The organism is Novosphingobium olei, assembly GCF_012927405.1.
GTDB classification, from domain to species: domain Bacteria; phylum Pseudomonadota; class Alphaproteobacteria; order Sphingomonadales; family Sphingomonadaceae; genus Novosphingobium; species Novosphingobium olei.
Genome location: NZ_JABBGM010000008.1, coordinates 56209 through 72318, shown reverse-complemented (window position 1 = coordinate 72318; position 16110 = coordinate 56209). Strand labels below are relative to the sequence as shown.

Annotated in this window: 15 protein-coding genes; 5 read left to right on the top strand and 10 right to left on the bottom strand. The window is 67.3% G+C overall.

Features of this window, described 5'->3' with window-relative positions:
- Position 1 precedes the first annotated feature (1 nt).
- The 3 genes from HHL27_RS16200 to HHL27_RS16190 all read left to right on the top strand — a co-directional run bounded on the left by HHL27_RS16200 (position 2) and on the right by HHL27_RS16190 (position 2618).
- On the top strand, positions 2-682 hold the full coding sequence (locus HHL27_RS16200; protein ID WP_169494428.1) for a Tim44/TimA family putative adaptor protein: 681 nt from the start codon (positions 2-4) through the stop codon (positions 680-682).
- A gap of 149 nt (positions 683-831) precedes the next feature.
- Positions 832-2049, top strand: coding sequence for a murein transglycosylase A (mltA, locus tag HHL27_RS16195; protein ID WP_169494427.1), 1218 nt, complete (start codon positions 832-834; stop codon positions 2047-2049).
- Positions 2046-2618: a Smr/MutS family protein gene (locus tag HHL27_RS16190; RefSeq protein WP_169494426.1), complete on the top strand. Its 573-nt coding sequence runs from the start codon at positions 2046-2048 to the stop codon at positions 2616-2618. The genes mltA and HHL27_RS16190 overlap by 4 nt, the downstream gene beginning before the upstream one ends.
- Here the strand turns inward: HHL27_RS16190 and dapE are convergent.
- The gene (dapE, locus tag HHL27_RS16185) at positions 2605-3741 is read right to left on the bottom strand and encodes a succinyl-diaminopimelate desuccinylase (RefSeq protein WP_169494425.1); all 1137 of its coding nucleotides are present in this window, start codon (positions 3739-3741) and stop codon (positions 2605-2607) included. The genes HHL27_RS16190 and dapE overlap by 14 nt on opposite strands.
- Positions 3738-4418, bottom strand: coding sequence for a glutathione S-transferase family protein (locus HHL27_RS16180; RefSeq protein WP_169494424.1), 681 nt, complete (start codon positions 4416-4418; stop codon positions 3738-3740). The genes dapE and HHL27_RS16180 overlap by 4 nt, the downstream gene beginning before the upstream one ends.
- Before the next feature lie 159 nt (positions 4419-4577).
- On the opposite strand from HHL27_RS16180, the gene HHL27_RS16175 reads away from it, so the two are divergent.
- Positions 4578-6533, top strand: a complete 1956-nt coding sequence (locus HHL27_RS16175; RefSeq protein WP_169494423.1) for a putative bifunctional diguanylate cyclase/phosphodiesterase — start codon at positions 4578-4580, stop codon at positions 6531-6533.
- Between the two features lie 54 nt (positions 6534-6587).
- Here the strand turns inward: HHL27_RS16175 and yihA are convergent, their stop codons facing one another.
- From yihA to rpmH, 5 genes are all read right to left on the bottom strand, one after another.
- On the bottom strand, positions 6588-7241 hold the full coding sequence (gene yihA, locus HHL27_RS16170; protein WP_169494507.1) for a ribosome biogenesis GTP-binding protein YihA/YsxC: 654 nt from the start codon (positions 7239-7241) through the stop codon (positions 6588-6590).
- Positions 7242-7285: 44 nt separating this feature from the next.
- A complete protein-coding gene (gene yidC, locus HHL27_RS16165; protein WP_169494422.1) occupies positions 7286-9085 on the bottom strand; it encodes a membrane protein insertase YidC in 1800 nt (599 codons plus the stop codon).
- A 63-nt stretch (positions 9086-9148) separates the two neighbouring features.
- A complete protein-coding gene (gene yidD / locus HHL27_RS16160; RefSeq protein WP_169494421.1) occupies positions 9149-9358 on the bottom strand; it encodes a membrane protein insertion efficiency factor YidD in 210 nt (69 codons plus the stop codon).
- A complete protein-coding gene (gene rnpA, locus HHL27_RS16155) occupies positions 9355-9792 on the bottom strand; it encodes a ribonuclease P protein component (RefSeq protein ID WP_169494420.1) in 438 nt (145 codons plus the stop codon). Before rnpA ends, yidD begins: the two co-directional genes overlap by 4 nt.
- Before the next feature lie 38 nt (positions 9793-9830).
- Complete coding sequence (gene rpmH / locus HHL27_RS16150) at positions 9831-9965, bottom strand: 50S ribosomal protein L34 (protein ID WP_058735136.1); 135 nt, start codon at positions 9963-9965, stop codon at positions 9831-9833.
- A 186-nt stretch (positions 9966-10151) separates the two neighbouring features.
- Between rpmH and HHL27_RS16145 the strand changes: the two genes are divergently transcribed.
- Entirely contained in the window at positions 10152-11465 is a 1314-nt protein-coding gene (locus tag HHL27_RS16145) for a sensor histidine kinase (protein WP_169494419.1), read from the top strand.
- 82 nt (positions 11466-11547) lie between these two features.
- Here the strand turns inward: HHL27_RS16145 and HHL27_RS16140 are convergent, their stop codons facing one another.
- The 3 genes from HHL27_RS16140 to HHL27_RS16130 form a co-directional block, all read right to left on the bottom strand.
- Positions 11548-13860 carry a CDC48 family AAA ATPase gene (locus HHL27_RS16140; RefSeq protein WP_169494418.1) on the bottom strand — a complete coding sequence of 771 codons (2313 nt, stop codon included), beginning with the start codon at positions 13858-13860 and terminating at the stop codon, positions 11548-11550.
- Between the two features lie 107 nt (positions 13861-13967).
- Positions 13968-15101 carry an NAD(P)H-dependent flavin oxidoreductase gene (locus HHL27_RS16135; RefSeq protein WP_169494417.1) on the bottom strand — a complete coding sequence of 378 codons (1134 nt, stop codon included), beginning with the start codon at positions 15099-15101 and terminating at the stop codon, positions 13968-13970.
- Between the two features lie 303 nt (positions 15102-15404).
- On the bottom strand, positions 15405-16091 hold the full coding sequence (locus HHL27_RS16130; protein ID WP_169494416.1) for a glutathione S-transferase N-terminal domain-containing protein: 687 nt from the start codon (positions 16089-16091) through the stop codon (positions 15405-15407).
- Positions 16092-16110: the final 19 nt, after the last annotated feature.

Here is a 16110-nt window from a genome sequence, read left to right as displayed (position 1 = left end):
CGTGATTGTTGAAATTGTCATCCTGGCGATGATCGCCGCTTTCCTCGGCCTGCGGCTCTACTCGGTGCTCGGACGTCGTCCTGAGCAGAACGAGGAACCGCTGCGCCGCCGCATCGAACAGCCCGATCCTTCATCGGCCAGCCCCCGGGCGCTCGCGCCGCGTCTGCCGGAAAAGGCGGCTGCCGGAACCCGTCCCGCCGCCCCGGCGCCTGAGGCGAATGCCTTCGAAACGCCCGCTGAAGCAGGGATTCGCGCCATTATCGCAGCCGATCGCCGCTTTGACGTCGCCCAGTTTCTGGCCGGCGCGAAGGGCGCCTACGGGATGACGCTTGCCGCCTTCTGGCGGGGTGACAAGGAAGAACTCGCCCAGCTGTGCGACCGCGACGTGTACGAAGGTTTCGCCGCCGCGGTCGATGCGCGGGTCGATGCCGGCGAGACGATCGACGCTCGGCTGATCCGCATCGAGGAAGCGCGGATCGTTGCTGCCGAGTACAGCGCCCCGATCGCCCGCATCACCGTCCGCTTTACCGCCGACGTTGCCTCGGTCACCCGCGACTCGGATGGCACGGTCATCGCCGGTTCGCTCCATGATGCGATCGAAAGCCGTGATCTGTGGACCTTCAGCCGCGATCTGACCGCGCGTGATCCCGACTGGCTGCTCGACGAAACCGACGAAGCCTGACGGACCGAGACGGGCGGCGCGCCGCCCGTTTTCGCCCGAAGCTGCTGAAGCGCCTTGCTTCTTTCGAAGGCCAGCTTGCTCCGCCGCTCCGCGCTGAATAGTCTCGCGGTGTGTCCGATCGCGCCCCTCCTTGCCGACAGCAGAGCACGATGAACGTCCGCACCGTCGCGCTGCTCGCGCTTTTCGCCCTTCTAGCCGCCTGTGGGCGGGTAATCCCGGAAGGCGGGCGGCCCTCGGTCGGCACCAGACCCCAACCTTCTTTTCCTCAGACCTCTTCCCCCTCCTCACGGCCACTCACCGCTGCGCTCATCGGCGTGCGCGCAGGTCCAGCCACCCCCGGCCTTGGCTTCACGGACGACAGCGCCCGTGCCGCGCTGGCCTCGTTCGTGACCAGTTGCCCCCGCCTTACCCGCAGACCGGATGCCAGTGGTCTTACCCAGCCGAGCGACTGGGCTGCCGCCTGCGCCGCAGCGGCGACCTGGCCCGCCAGCAACGCCGCCAGCTTCTTCGCCACCTGGTTCGAAACCGCGCAGGTCGGCGATGGAAGCACCTACGTCACCGGCTACTTCGAACCCGAAATCGCCGGCGTCCGCACGCGCCAGCCCGGCTTCGACGTTCCGGTCTACGCCGTCCCGCCAGACCTCGTCCGCGCTCGGCCGGGCGATGCTCCGCCGCTGCCCGACGGGCGCACGCCGCTGGGCCGCTACGACGAGACGGGTCGCTTTGTACCCTACTGGGATCGCGCCGCGATCGAGGACGGCGCGCTGGCCGGCAAGGGTCTTGAAATCGCCTGGGCGGCAGACCCGGCCGAGTTCTTCTTTCTGCAGATCCAGGGGTCCGGCCGCCTGCGCGCGCCCGACGGCACCGTCCTGCGCATCGGCTATGGCGCGGTGAACGGCTACGACTACACCGGTATCGGCACGATCATGGCCTCGCAGGGGCTGATCGGTACGGGTCCGGGGCAATATCCCGGATCGATGCAGGGCATCCTGCGCTACATCCGCGAACACCCGGTCGAAGGGCGTGCGCTGATGCGCCAGAACCGCTCCTACGTCTTCATCCGTGAAATCACTGGCGATGGACCGGTCGGCGCGCTCGGCGTGCCGGTCAAGGGGCGCACCACGCTTGCTGCCGACCCCCAGTTCGTGCCGCTCGGCGCACCGGTCTTCCTGTCGACCGATCGGCCCGAAGTCGGTGGCCTGTGGGTCGCGCAGGATACCGGCGGCGCAATCAAGGGTGCCAATCGCTTCGACAGCTTCTGGGGCGCGGGCGCCGAAGCGCGCCGCATCGCCGGCGGCATGAGCGCACGCGGGCGCGCGCTGATTCTGCTGCCCAAGGGCACACTCGCCCGCCTCGGTGCCCGGTGAGAAGCCCGCGCGGGCTCAGTCCCGAAGAAGCCGAACTGTGGCGCCGCGTGGCGCAGACGGTCACCCCGCTGCACCCCAAGCGACCGACGCCCACGCCAGCGCCCGTGACCGCCAGCGTGCCGGACGCCACTGCGCAACCCCAACCCCGGAAGGTCAAGGGCCGCGTGCCGCCGCCGCGCACGCTGGCGCCCACGCCGCCCCCGCCGACCCGCCCGCTCACCAGCCACGGCCTCGACTCCAGCTGGGACCGCAAGCTTTCACGTGGAGCGATCGAACCGGACGTCACCATCGACCTGCACGGGCTGAACCTCGATCAGGCGCATGGTCGCCTGATCAACGGCATTGGTCAGGCGCTGGCGATGGGCTATCGCGTGATCCTGCTCATCGCCGGCAAGCCCCGCCCGCACGGCGACCATGACCTGCGCGGAGAGCGGCGCGGCGCGATCCGCGCCAAGCTGCTCGACTGGCTGGCCCACAGCTCGCACGCCGGCAACATCGCCGCCGTCCGCCCGGCGCAGCAGCGCCACGGCGGTTCGGGCGCGGTCTACATCGTGCTCAGGAAGCGCTGACCGCCAGCGCCGCCCGCGCGATCCGGCGGTATATCCGCGCCAGCACCACGAGGTCATCCATCGCCACCGCCTCGTCGGTCTTGTGCATGGTCGCATTGCACAGGCCGAACTCGATCACCGGGCAGACGGCCCGCAGGAAGCGCGCATCGCTGGTCCCGCCGGTGGTCGAAAGCTCCGGCTTGAGCCCGGTCTCGGCCTCGACCGCTGCCGACACGAGGTCGGAGAACGCGCCCGGCAGCGTCACGAAGCTTTCGCCCGAGATCACCGCCTGCGCCGTGCCGCCATGGCGCTCGGCGATCTCGGTCACGCGCTCGACCAGCCCCTGCCCGGTATGCAGGTCGTTGAAACGGATCGACAGCCGCGCCTTCGCCTCCGCCGGGATCACGTTGGTCGCGCGGTTGCCCACTTCGAGGTCGGTGATCTCCAGATTGCTCGCCTGGAACCAGTCGCTCCCTTCGTCGAGCACCAGCGCGTCCAGTTCGGCGAGCATGGCGATCAGCCGCGGGATCGGGTTGTCGGCCAGATGCGGGTAGGCGACATGGCCCTGGCTGCCCTTGACCGACAGCCAGATATTGACCGAGCCGCGCCGCCCGATCTTGGCCATGTCACCGAGCCGGTGAACCGAAGTCGGTTCACCGACGAGGCAGAGGTCGGGAAGTTCGCCAACTTCACGCATGTGCGCGATTAAGGGTACCGTGCCGTACTTCGCCGGACCTTCCTCGTCGCCGGTGATGATCAGGCTCAGCGTCCCCGCCACGGCCGGGATATCCGCCACGGCCGCCACGAAGCTCGCGATCGAGCCCTTCATGTCGACCGCGCCGCGCCCGTAAAGCAGCTCGCCGCGCCGCTCGGCCTTGAACGGTCCGCTCGACCAGCCCTCGCCCGGCGGCACCACGTCGAGGTGGCCGGCAAAGGCGAAATGGCGCGATCCCGCAGGCCCCTTGCGCACCGCGAACAGGTTCTCGACCGGTCCCTCCGGCGGTTCGCCCGCCACGAAGCGGTGGACGGCAAAGCCCAGCGGCACGAGCATCGCTTCGAGGCAGGCAAAGACTTCGCCCGTGGCAGGCGTCACGCTTTCGCAATCGATCAGCCGCTCGGCCAGGACGACGGGATCGAGCGTCATGCCTGCTGCGCTCCCTCGAACTGCTCGATCGTCCATTCTTCCTCCTCGGCCGAAGCGATCCAGGCCTGCATCCAGGGATGTTCCCACATCGCTTCCATGTAGGCCTGGGCAAAGCCCGGCACGCCCACGCCGTAGGTCAGGAAGCGCGAGACAACCGGCGCATAGATGATATCGGCCGCGCAGAACGTGCCGAACAGGAACGGCCCGCCCTGGCCGAAGCGGGCACGCGCTTCAGCCCACAGCGTCAGGATGCGGACGATGTCGGCGCGCACGTCCTCGCTCACCGCCATGCCGGTCACACGTCGGCGCACGTTCATCGGCATCTGCCGGCGCAGCGGCAGGTAGCTGGAATGCATTTCCGCCACCATCGAGCGCGCCATGCCGCGTGCCGCCTCATCCTTGGGCCAGAAGCGATCGCGTCCGACCTTGTCGGCAAGGTATTCGATGATGGCGAGGCTGTCCCACACGACGGCAGCGTCCTCGCCCTCGCCATCCCACAGAATCGGCACCTTGCCCGAAGACGGCGCCAGCGCCCCGTCGCGGGTCTTCCGCTCATCCCAGTCCTCGCCATAAAGCGGAACGGTGATTTCCTCAAAGGCGAGGCCCGATTGCTTGCAAGCCAGCCAGCCGCGGAGCGACCAGCTCGAATAGTTCTTGTTGCCGATTACCAGCTTCATCGGGTCCCGCGCCTCGCTTTCGCCTTGGACTTTTCGCCTACCCATTCAGCAAATGCCTGTCGAGGCTGAACAGTACCGGCTTCTCACTGTCGGTCCCCGCAAAAATGCGTAGGGCCCCTGACTCCCAATCGGTAAGCGGTGGGCGCTTAGTCACCCGCCATGCGCGCGCCCGATCTCGTCTCCCCCGCCCCTGCGGCGACGGTCGGTGCCGATGCGCGCCGTCCGCTGATCGTCGCGCAGTTCCTTAACCTGCGCCGGCAGATCGCGCCGCTGTACCTGATGCTGTCGGTCAACGCGGCCGCGCTTGCCTTTACCCACCAGAACCTCGCCCCACCCCTGCTCACCCGGGCGATCCCGCTGATGCTCGTGCTCGCGAGTCTTGCGCGGCTCTTTCATTGGGTTCGCCCGATCGATTTGCAGGCGATAGACATTAACGCGGTCACGCGGCGCATGCACAGCACCACGGTGTTCGCGGTCGTGTTCAGCCTCGCCTTCGTGCTCTGGGCGCTGTGGCTTGATCGCTATGGCGGACCATACGAACACGGCCACGTCGCCATCTTCATCGCGGTTACGGTGATGGGAGTGGTGTTCTGCCTAGGCTACCTGCCCCGCTCGGCGCACGCCGTCACCTACAGCGTGCTCGGCATCTTCCTCGCCTACTGCCTCTATAACGGCACGCCGGTAATGATCGCCATCGCGATCAACATCGGCCTGGTCGGCATCGTCGTGTTGAAGGTCCTGCGCGATTCGTTCGCCTCGTTCGTCGAACTCGAAGCCTCGCGCCAGGCGCTGGAGATCGAGCGGGCCTCGGCCCATCGGCTCAGCGAGGAAAACGCCCGCCTGGCCCATTCCGATGCGCTGACGGGGCTGCCCAACCGGCGCTATTTCTTCGCCCGGCTCGACGCGATGCTGGCGCGCGATCGCGCCGATGCGCCGTTCTGCATCGGCGTGATCGATCTCGATCGCTTCAAGCCGGTCAACGATACGCTCGGCCATGCGCAAGGCGATCGCCTGCTCCAGGCCGTGGGCGACCGCCTGCGCGCGCTGTGCACCGCCGAAGTGACGATCGCGCGGCTTGGCGGGGACGAGTTCGGCCTGATCGTCGAAGGCGACATGGAAGCCGCGGCGCGGGTTGGCCAGCAGATCTGCGAAAAGATCCAGCATCCGATCCAGCTCGGCGATACGGCGGTGGCGGTCGGCTGCTCGGGCGGCCTTGCCTCGTGGCCGGAGGCGGGCAGCAGCGCGCACGATCTGTTCGACCGGGCCGACTTCGCGTTGTACCACGCCAAGAAGAAGCACCGCGGTACGTGCGTGCGCTTCTCGGGCACGCTGGAAAAGCTGATCCGATCGGAACAGGCGCTCGAAGCCGCGCTGCAGACCGCCGATCTCGACCGCGAACTCGACGTCGTGTTTCAGCCCGTCGTTTCCACCCGCACGATGGAGATCAGCGGGCTCGAAGCGCTTGCCCGCTGGTCCTCGCCCACCCTTGGCCCGGTCCCGGCGGAAATGCTGTTCACCACGGCCGAACGGCTCGGCATCGCGCGCACGATCACGTTGACCCTATTCGGCAAGGTGCTGGCGCAGATGGCGCGGATGCCGGCGGACATGCGCGTGTCCTTCAACCTTGCGCCGGCCGACATCGCCGATCCGGAAACCGTCTACGGCTTGCTGACGATGATCGACGTCTCGGGCAAATGTGCCGATCGGCTGATCTTCGAGATTACCGAGAACAGCCTGATCCACGATCCCGACGTGGCGCGCGGCGCGCTGGAACAGCTGCGCACCGCCGGCGCGCGGATCGCGCTCGATGATTTCGGCACCGGCTATTCCAGCCTCAGCACCCTGCACCAGCTTCCGCTCGATATCCTCAAGATCGACCGCAGCTTCGCGGCGCGGCTCGATGATCCGGTCGGTCGGCGGCTCGTCAGCGCGATCCGCACGCTGGCGCGCACGCTATCGCTGTCCTGCGTGTTCGAAGGGATCGAGACCGAGATCCAGCTGATGGAAGCGACGCTGGCCGGCTACGACTATGTCCAGGGCTACCTGCTGGCCAAGCCCGATACGCTGGACGCCGTGCTCAACATACAGTTGCCGGGCCGCAGTGCCGCCGCCTGAGCCTGTCGCAGGGCCGCTCTTCTTGGCAACAAAAGACGCGGCATTCGTGACGGCCTACTGTTCGGCGTCTTCCAGCACGGCGGCACGCAGTTCCTCGATACCCATGCGCTTTTCCGAGGAGGTGACGATCACCTGCGGATAGGCGGCGGTGCGCTTGCGCGCGGCCGCTTCGGTCGCGGCGGTCACCGCCGCCAGCTCGCTCGCCTTGATCTTGTCCGCCTTGGTCAACACCACCCGATAGCCGACACCCGCTTCATCGAGCATCTGCATCATGTCTTCGTCCACCGGCTTGATGCCGTGGCGGCTGTCGATCAGCAGCAGCGTGCGCTTTAGCACCACGCGCCCGCGCAGGAAGTCGCGCACCAGCCGCCGCCACTGCTCCACCACCTTGGGCGGCGCCTTGGCAAAGCCGTAGCCGGGCATGTCGACCAGCCGCAGCCGGGTCGGCTCGCCCACTTCGAAGTAGTTCAGCTCCTGCGTGCGGCCCGGCGTCACCGACGTGCGCGCCAGCGACTTGCGCCCGGTCAGGGCATTGAGCAGCGACGACTTGCCCACGTTCGAACGGCCCGCGAAGGCCACTTCCGGCACCGTCGGATCGGGCAGGAACTTCAGCGCCGGGGCCGACTTGAGGAAGTCGATCCGCCCCGCGAACAGCAGCCGGGCGCGCTCGATCAGCTCGGCGCGCGCGGCCTGTTCCTCCGGCGACAGGCTGGAAGATGCGACCTCTGCGGGCGAAGGGGTCAGGGGCTCGCTCAACGTGCCTTCGGCTTGTTCGAAGCCGACGCCTTCTTGTCGCGTGCCACGGCGCGGTCGATGTCCTGCTGGTCCTTCGCGCCTTGCGCCTTCAGCTGCGGATGGCGGCTGTAGAGATAGCGCTGCTGGCCGATGGTGAGCAGGTTCGAGGTGATCCAGTAGATCAGCAGCCCAGTGGCAAACGGTGCCATCACGAACATCATCATCCACGGCATGATGCTCATCACCTGCTGCTGCGCAGGGTCCATCGCCGAAGGCTGGAGCTTGAACTGCAGCCACATCGTGATGCCCAGCAGGATCGCCAGCGGGCCGATGGCAAGGAAGCTCGGCGGGGTGAACGGCAGCAGGCCGAACAGGTTGAGCACGTGCAGCGGATCGGGCGAGGAAAGATCGTGGATCCACAGGCCGAACGGCTGATGACGCATCTCGATCGTCAACACCAGCACCTTGTACAGCGCGAAGAACACCGGGATCTGCAGGAAGATCGGCAGGCAGCCGGCGAGCGGGTTGACGCCCTCCTGCTTGTACAGCGCCATGATTTCCTGCTGCTGCTTCTGCTTGTCGTCCTTGTAGCGTTCCTGCAGCGCCTTCATCTTCGGCTGGATCGCCTTCATCGCCGCCATGCTGGCGAACTGGCGCTGGGCGATCGGGAACATCATGCCGCGTACGATCAGCGTCAGCAGGATGATTGCCACGCCGAAGTTGCCCACCGTGCGGAACAGCGAATCGAGCAGCCAGAAGATCGGCTTTTCGAACCAGCGGAACCAGCCCCAGTCGATCGACAGCGACAGGTTGGTCACGCCCTGCTTTTCGTAAGCCTCAAGGATCTTGTTTTCCTTGGCCCCGGCGAACAGGCGCACGTTCTGCGTCTGGGTCTGCCCCGGCGCGACGGTGACCGGTTGGTACAGCAGATCGGCCAGGAACAGCCCGTTGCCCAGCGCGCGATAATCGCCATCCACCTTGGCGCCCGCATCGGGGACAAGGGCCGACAGCCAGTAGATGTCGGTAAAGCCGATCCAGTTAGGCTTGCCCGCGGCGGCCACGGTGCCGGCGGCAGTCACGTCCTTGTAGTTGGTGGCGAAGTTCACCGATCCGTCGAACGCGCCAATCGGGCCCGAATGGACCTGCCAGGTATCGACGCTCGCGGTGCGGTCGGTGCGGTTGATCTGCGCGATCGGCTGCACGACGACCGGCGCCGCACCGGCGTTGGTCACGCTCTGCGTCGCGGTGATCATGTAGTTTTCATCGATCGCATAGCGGATCGCGAAAGTCTGGCCGGTGGGGTTGGTCCACTTGAGCGTGACCGGGGTCGCCGGCGTCAGCTTCGCGCCCTCGACCGTCCACTGCGTGCGCTGATCGGGCACGGCAAAGCTGCCCTTGGCTGCCCAGCCAAGCTGCGCGAAATGCTGCGCCGGGGTGCCGGCGGGCGAAAACAGGCGGACCGGCGCGCTGGTCTTGTCGAGCGCTTCGCGATGGCGGGCCAGCGTCAGGTCGTCGATCGCGCCGCCGATCAGGTTGATCGAACCCTTCAGGCCCGGCGCATCGATGGCGACGCGGGTGGGCGCGGCCAGCGCCTGCGTCAGGTCCTGCTTTTCCAGCGCCTGGTCGGCGGGGTTCTGCAGGCCGCCTTCGCGGGTGGGCTTGGCGGGCGCGGCATCGCCGGCGGCAGCGGGCGCGGAGGCAACGGCCTTCGGCTTCTGCGCGCTCTGCGGGTAGAAATACCGCAGGCCGATATCCCAGCCGATCAGCAGCAGGCCCATCAGGACCACCGTGAGGATCAGGTTGCGCTGGTTTTCCACTATGCCTCGCGTTCGTTCAAATCGTCGTCAGGGGAATGTCTCTCGGCGCCGGTCCTGCGCCGCTCAGGGCACCGGATCATAGCCGTGGCCGCCCCATGGGTGGCAGCGCAATAGCCGCTTCACGGCAAGCCAGCCACCCTTAATCGCACCATGCTTTTCCAGCGCCTCGATCGCGTACTGCGAACACGAAGGCGCATAGCGGCACGATGGCGGCAGCACGCGCGATGGGCCAAGTTGCCAGCCCTTCGCCACCAGAATCAGCAGCCGTTTCACTTGCCGCGCCCGTGGAGGTTGGGTGCCGACTTGCCCGTCGCCTTGCCCCCCGGTCCACCCTTGCGCCCGCCCCGGCCGCGCGGCGGATCGCCCTTGCCCGCGGCGGCCCGCGCCAGTGCGCCGGCCAGTTCCTCGCGCAGCAGGGAAAAGTCGCGCTCGATGCCCGTCTCGCGGCCGATCAGCACGTGGTCGGCACCAGCGACGCCGCTGGTGGGAAGCAGTTCGCGCATTAGCGCGCGGAAACGGCGCTTCATGCGGTTGCGCACCACCGCATTGCCGATCTTCTTGGTCACCGTCACGCCGAAGCGCTGCGATCCGTCGACGCGTTCGAGCGGGTTCACCAACAGCACAAATCCGGGCCTTGCGACCCGGATTGCATGGTTTGCGGCAAGGAAGTCCGCCCGCTTCGCAATGGTCGCAAGCTTCGGCGTCATGGCAGACGCCCCGCCCGGACCTTGCGTCGGGTCGGCGATCAGGCCGAAAGCTTCTTGCGGCCGCGGGCGCGACGGGCGCGCAGCACCTTGCGACCGCCGACGGTGGCGGTGCGGGCGCGGAAGCCGTGGCGGCGGGCACGCACGAGGTTGCTGGGCTGGAAAGTGCGCTTCATCGGTCTGCTCTTTTCGTTCGAATCGGATGGCTGGTCGCCCCGGCAAGCGAGGTGACGCGGAATCAGGGGGCGGCGCATAGGCAAGAGCGCGCCCGGCGTCAAGCATTCGCGCCACGCGGATGCCCTCTGCATGCCCCCTGCTGTACCATTGCCGTTGCGCCTAACATAGGTTAGGCACGCCCGCCTATGGCCAGCGATCCATCCGCCGAGCCCCGGCTGCAGGCACGCTGGTGGCGCCGCGCTCCACGCGTGCCGACGCTGGCCCTGTTCACCGTCGTCGCGATGGCGCTGCTCGGCACCTTTACCCTGATCTTCGCGACCGTCGAGGCCGAACGCGTGCAGCGCGAGCAGGCGACACGCACGTCCGCCGTGCTGGCCGCGCTCAACGGGCTGGTCACCGCCGCGATCAACGGCGAAACGGCGCAGCGCGGCTACTTCATCACCAACGATCGCCGATACCTGACGCCTTACTTCCGCGGGCGTTCGGACTACGAGCGCGAGAGCGAGGCCCTGCGCCAGCGGCTCGGCAACGAAGTCAACGAGCAGCAGCTTGCCCTGCTCGAGGAGATCGACCGGCTGGGCGATGCCAAGTGGGCCGAGATGTCGGCCACGATCAAGCTGGTCGAACAGGGCCGCATCGTCGATGCGCAGACCCGCATCCTGTCCGACGAGGGCCAGATCGCGATGGACGGCCTGCGCTCTGCCGTGCGCCGGCTCGAGGTGTCCGAGCGCGCGCATCTCGACGATGCCACCCACCGCGCGGCGAAAGCCGAAGGACGCATCGTGCCCTCGCTCGCGCTGCTGTTCGTCGTCATCGTCTGCGCGCTGGTGCTGGGGCTGTGGCAGGCGATCCGCACCGCCCAGGCCGAAGCCGCCGCCGCCAATGCCGACGCCATTGCCGAAGCACGCGACCGGGCCGACCTTCTGGCCAAGGAGCTGAACCACCGCGTGAAGAACATCTTCGCGGTGGTGCTGGCCATCGTGAAGATGTCGGCGCGCCACGATCCAGAGGCCGCCCCCGCTGTCGACCGCATCGCCAAGCGCATCCATGCGCTGGTCACCGCGCACGACGTGACGCAAGGCTCGCCCGGCGAAACGCAGGTCGATATCGCCGATCTCGTCGGCAAGGCGCTCGCCCCTTACCGGTCGAGCAGCGAGAAGTGCGAAGTGACGGGCGGGCCGCTGGTGATTTCCGGCCGCCATGCCGTGCCGCTGGGCCTCGTGCTGCACGAGTTGGTCACCAACGCGGTCAAGTACGGCGCCTGGGCGCGCCCGGGCGGCGTGCTCAAGGTTGACTGGCGCCAAGAGGCCGGCCGCGTGCGGATGCGCTGGTCCGAACAGGGGCAGGATTTCGTGCCCCCGCAAGGCGGCAAGCCGGGGCGCGAAGGCTTCGGCTCGATGCTGATCCGCAGTTCCGAACGACAGCTCGGCGGCACCATCGTCCGCCGCTTCGAAGCCGAAGGCATCGTCGTGGAGCTGGATTTCCCCATCGAAAACTGAAGCGCGGGACACCCCGCGAGTTACAAGAAAAGGCGGCAGTTTCCCGCCGCCTTTCCGTTGGTTTCAGGCAAGCGCCCTGCGCTTACCCGTGCTTGGTTTCGCGGATCGGCTGGACCATGCCGGGGCTGAGGAACCCGATCGGGCTGGGCTCCATCGCGCGCTTCTTGAGCTCGCCCTTCATCCGGCCGTATTCGGCTTCCATGTCCTCGGTCACCGTGGCGCGCGAATCCTCGAGCGCCTCGGCAAAGTCTGCCCCGATCACCTGCTGCACTTCGCCGCCGGCGCGACGGATGGCGTTGAGGCCGGCCCGGCGCACCACGTCCTCCAGATCGGCGCCGGTGAAGCGCTCGGTCTTCTTCGCTACGTCCGCCAGGTTGACGTCCGCGCACAGCGGCATGTTCGCGGTGTGGATGCGCAGGATGTGCTCGCGACCTTCCGCGCTCGGCGTGCCGACATAGACCAGCTCGTCGAACCGGCCCGGGCGCAGCAGCGCCGGATCGACCAGGTTTGGCCGGTTGGTCGCACCGATCAGCACCACCGACTGCAGCTCTTCGAGGCCATCCATTTCGGCAAGGATGGTGTTGACCACGCGCGCCGTCACCTGCGGTTCGCCCACCCCGGTCCCGCGCGCGGGCACCAGGCTGTCGATCTCGTCGATGAACACCACGCAGGGCGCGACCTGCCGGGCGCGGGCGAACAGCCGCGCGATCTGCTGCTCGCTCTCGCCATACCACTTGGACAGCAAGTCGCTTGACTTGATCGCGATGAAGTTCGCCTCGGCCTCCTTGGCAACCGCCTTGGCCAGCAGCGTCTTGCCGGTTCCCGGCGGGCCATAGAGCAGGAAGCCCTTGGCCGGCCGGATGCCGAGCCGGTGGAACGCCTCGGGGTTCTTGAGCGGCAGCTCGACGCCTTCGCGCAACTTCTCCTGCGCGTCGTCCAGACCGCCGACATCGGACCAGCCGATCGTCGGCGCCTGCACCATGACTTCGCGCATCGCCGAAGGCTGCACGCGCTTCAACGCCTGCAGGAAGTCGTCGCGGTCAACGCGCAAGCTGTCCAAAACGTCCTGCGGGATCGTCTGCTGCTCGAAATCGAGCTTGGGCATGATCCGCCGAACGGCTTCGATCGCCGCCTCGCGGGCCAGCGCGGCAAGGTCGGCGCCGACGAAGCCGTGCGTCGTCCGGGCGAGTTCCTTGAGGTCGACATCCTCGTCCAGCGGCATGCCTCTGGTGTGGATGCCCAGGATCTCGCGCCGCCCGCTTTCGTCGGGCACGCCAACCACGATCTCGCGGTCGAACCGGCCCGGCCGGCGCAGCGCCTCGTCGATCGCGTCGGGCCGGTTGGTCGCGGCGATCACCACCAGGTTGGACCGCGCCTGCAGGCCGTCCATCAGCGTCAGCAACTGCGCGACGAGGCGCTTTTCCGCCTCGCCCTGCACCTGGCTGCGCTTGGGCGCGATCGAATCGATCTCATCGATGAAGATGATCGAAGGGGCGTTCTTGGTCGCCTCCTCGAACACCTCGCGCAGGTGCTTCTCGCTCTCGCCATAGGCCGAGCCCATGATCTCGGGCCCATTGATGGTGAAGAACGATGCATCGCTTTCGTTGGCGACAGCACGTGCCAGCCGCGTCTTGCCGGTTCCCGGCGGGCCATGCAGCAACACGCCCTTGGGCGGCTCTACGCCCAGGCGCGTGAACAGTTCGGGATAGCGCAGCGGCAGTTCGACCATCTCGCGCAGCTGGCGGATGGTGTCGGTCATGCCGCCCACGTCGTCGTAATTGACGTCGGCGCGGCTCGAACGCGGCTCTTCGTACTCGGGGCGCAGTTCGACTTCGGTGTTCTCGTCGATGTGGACCACGCCCTTGGGCACGGTCGACACCACCGTCAGGCGGATCTGGGTCAGCGCGAAGGCCGGCGCGTTCAGCATCTGGCGCAGCTGCGGCGGCATGTCGCCGCGATTGACCTGCTGCTGCCCGGCCGTGGCGACGAGATCGCCCGTCACCAGCGGACGGCCGGCAAAGTTGCGCTTCAGCGCCGCCGCCGGGCCTTGCAGGCGCAAGTCGCGCTGCGCCGGGGCGAACACCACGCGTTGCGCCGGTCGGCTGTCCGCCTTGCGCACTTCGACATGTTCGCCCGAACCGACATCGGCATTGGCGCGCTGCAACCCGTCGAGGCGGATCAGTTCGAGCCCTTCGTCCTCGGGATAGGGCAGCACCGCTCGCGCCGCCGTGCTGCGCTTGCCGACGATCTCGATCACGTCGCCCTCGGTCACGCCGAGCTGTCCCATAACCGCGCGGCTGATCCGCGCGATGCCGTGGCCGCTTTCTTCCTGCCGCGAGCCTGCGACCTGAAGCCGCACGACCCTGCTGTCGGGGATGGTTGCCGCGTCTGCCATGAAAAACCGCCTTCTTTCCGTCCAGCGAATGGGACCGGCATCCCAGCTAGGAACCGGCGCGCGGGTTTTCAAACGCCGCTCGCCCTCGAAGGTTGCGACAGCGCGCGTCAGTCCCCGATCATCGCCACCAGATTGCCTGCGGCTTCGGCGAATTCCTCGCGGAATTCCTGCACCACCGCCCGCGCCGAACGGACCTGCTCGACAAGGCCGACCCCCTGCCCGACGAAATAGCTGACCAGGTCGCGCGCGCCTTGGTTACCGCCTGCCGCCGCCTTTTCGATCTGGCGGAACGATGGTTCGGAAACGAGGCCCATCAGTGGCATAGGCAGCGTGCCGGGGCTGTCCGGTCCTTCCCACGCCTCGTGCCAGCCGGTCTTCAATTGCCGCGCGGGCTTGCCGGTGCGCGCCTTCGATCGCACCGTGTCGCGGCTGCGCGCGGCGACCATCTTGTCGCGGAAGGTCTCGCTGGTCTCGGCCTCGGTCGTCGCCAGCCACACCGATCCGCACCACGCCCCTTGCGCGCCCATCGCCATCATGCCCGCCATCTGGCTGCCGGTCATGATACCGCCGGCGGCCAGCACCGGCGTCTCGTATCCCGCAGATTTCAGCGCGCGGACCACTTCGGGGACCAGCACGATCGTCGCCACTTCGCCGCAGTGGCCGCCGGCTTCGCCGCCCTGCGCCACGATGATGTCGACGCCGGCCGCCGCCTGGCGCAGCGCGTGTTCCTTGGCGCCGACCAGCGCGCCTACCGGAATGCCGCGCTTGTGCGCCTCCTCGATCATGCTGGCAGGCGCGATGCCCAGCGCGTTGGCGATCATCCGGATGGGATGGCGAAAGGCGACCTCCATCAGCGCAAGGCCGATCTCGGGCGTGATGCCCGCGCCTTCGGGCACGCCCATGTCTTCGCCCACCGGAGGCACGCCGTAGCTGTTCAGCAGGTTGCTGGTGAACGCCTTGTGCTCCGGGCTGATCGCCGCTGCGCGCGCGGCGTTGGTCGAAAGCGCCAGCACGCGCGGATCGACCGTTTCGGGCACCAGCACGTCCACGCCATAGGGGGCGCCATCGATGTGCTCGTCGATCCAGGCCAGTTCACGCTCGAACTCTTCGGGAGAGAAGGCCGCCGCGCCCAGCACGCCGAAACCGCCCGCCTTGCTCACCGCAACCACCACGTCGCGACAATGGCTGAAGGCGAAGAGCGGGAATTCGCAACCGACCATGCGGCTCACGGCGTTGTTCATCGGGTCCATCCTCTCGTCCGCGGCGCACCTCATGCGGCGGCCTTGTCGGGCAGAGGATGTCCCACAGCGCGAAGGCAATTTCCAGTCGATTCTTAATCGATCAATTAACTCGTGACATGAAGTTGACACGCGTCTTGCATATGCAAGACATGTCCTACATCGCGGACGCCCATTATAAGACCGCGAAATTCAGCGGAGGACGAATAATGCCAAATTATATCAGCAGCTTGACCAAGCGTTGCGAGCAGCTGGCCTCCTGCTGCCCGCAAGTTGACATTTGCCCATTGTAGTCTGTCAACTTCGTCAACTTGGGGCCTTGCGATAGTCCGCGATGATCGCTCCGGCCTCGGCCAGTTCGGCCTCGTGGCTCTCTTCCCGCCAGCTCTCGATCAGCGCTTCGGCTTCCCACTGGCGCATCGGTTCGCAGGCAAGGATGTGATCGACCCAGGCCTGCCCTCGCCCGACGTCGAGCCCATAGGTTCGGACGCGGAAGGCGACCGGAGCATAGAAGGCATCGACCACGCTGAAGCGATCGCCCGCCAGCCACGGGCCGCCGAAGCGGTCTAAACCTTCCTCGAAGATCTCGCGGATGCGGCCCACGTCCTTCACCAGCGCCGGGCGCATCGGCTTGGGGCTGACCCGCACGCCCACGTTCATGGTGCAATCGTTGCGCAGGGCCGAAAAGCCCCCGTGCATTTCGGCCACGACGCAAGCCGCCCACGCCTTGGCCGCCGCATCGTCGGGCCACACGCCGCCGTGCCGGTCGGCAAGGTACAGCGCGATGCCGAGCGAGTCCCACACCGTCCGTTCGCCATCGATCAGCACCGGCACCTGCCCGGTCGGCGAAAAGGCGCGGAATTCGTCGTAGTTGACCGGCTTGGCAAACGGTTCGAGCCGGTCGGCGAAGGGGATGCCCAGCGCCTTCATCAGCACCCAGGGGCGCAGCGACCAGCTCGAATAGTTCCGGTTGGCGGTGATCAGGGTGTACATGCGGGGCCTCCTTCGCCGG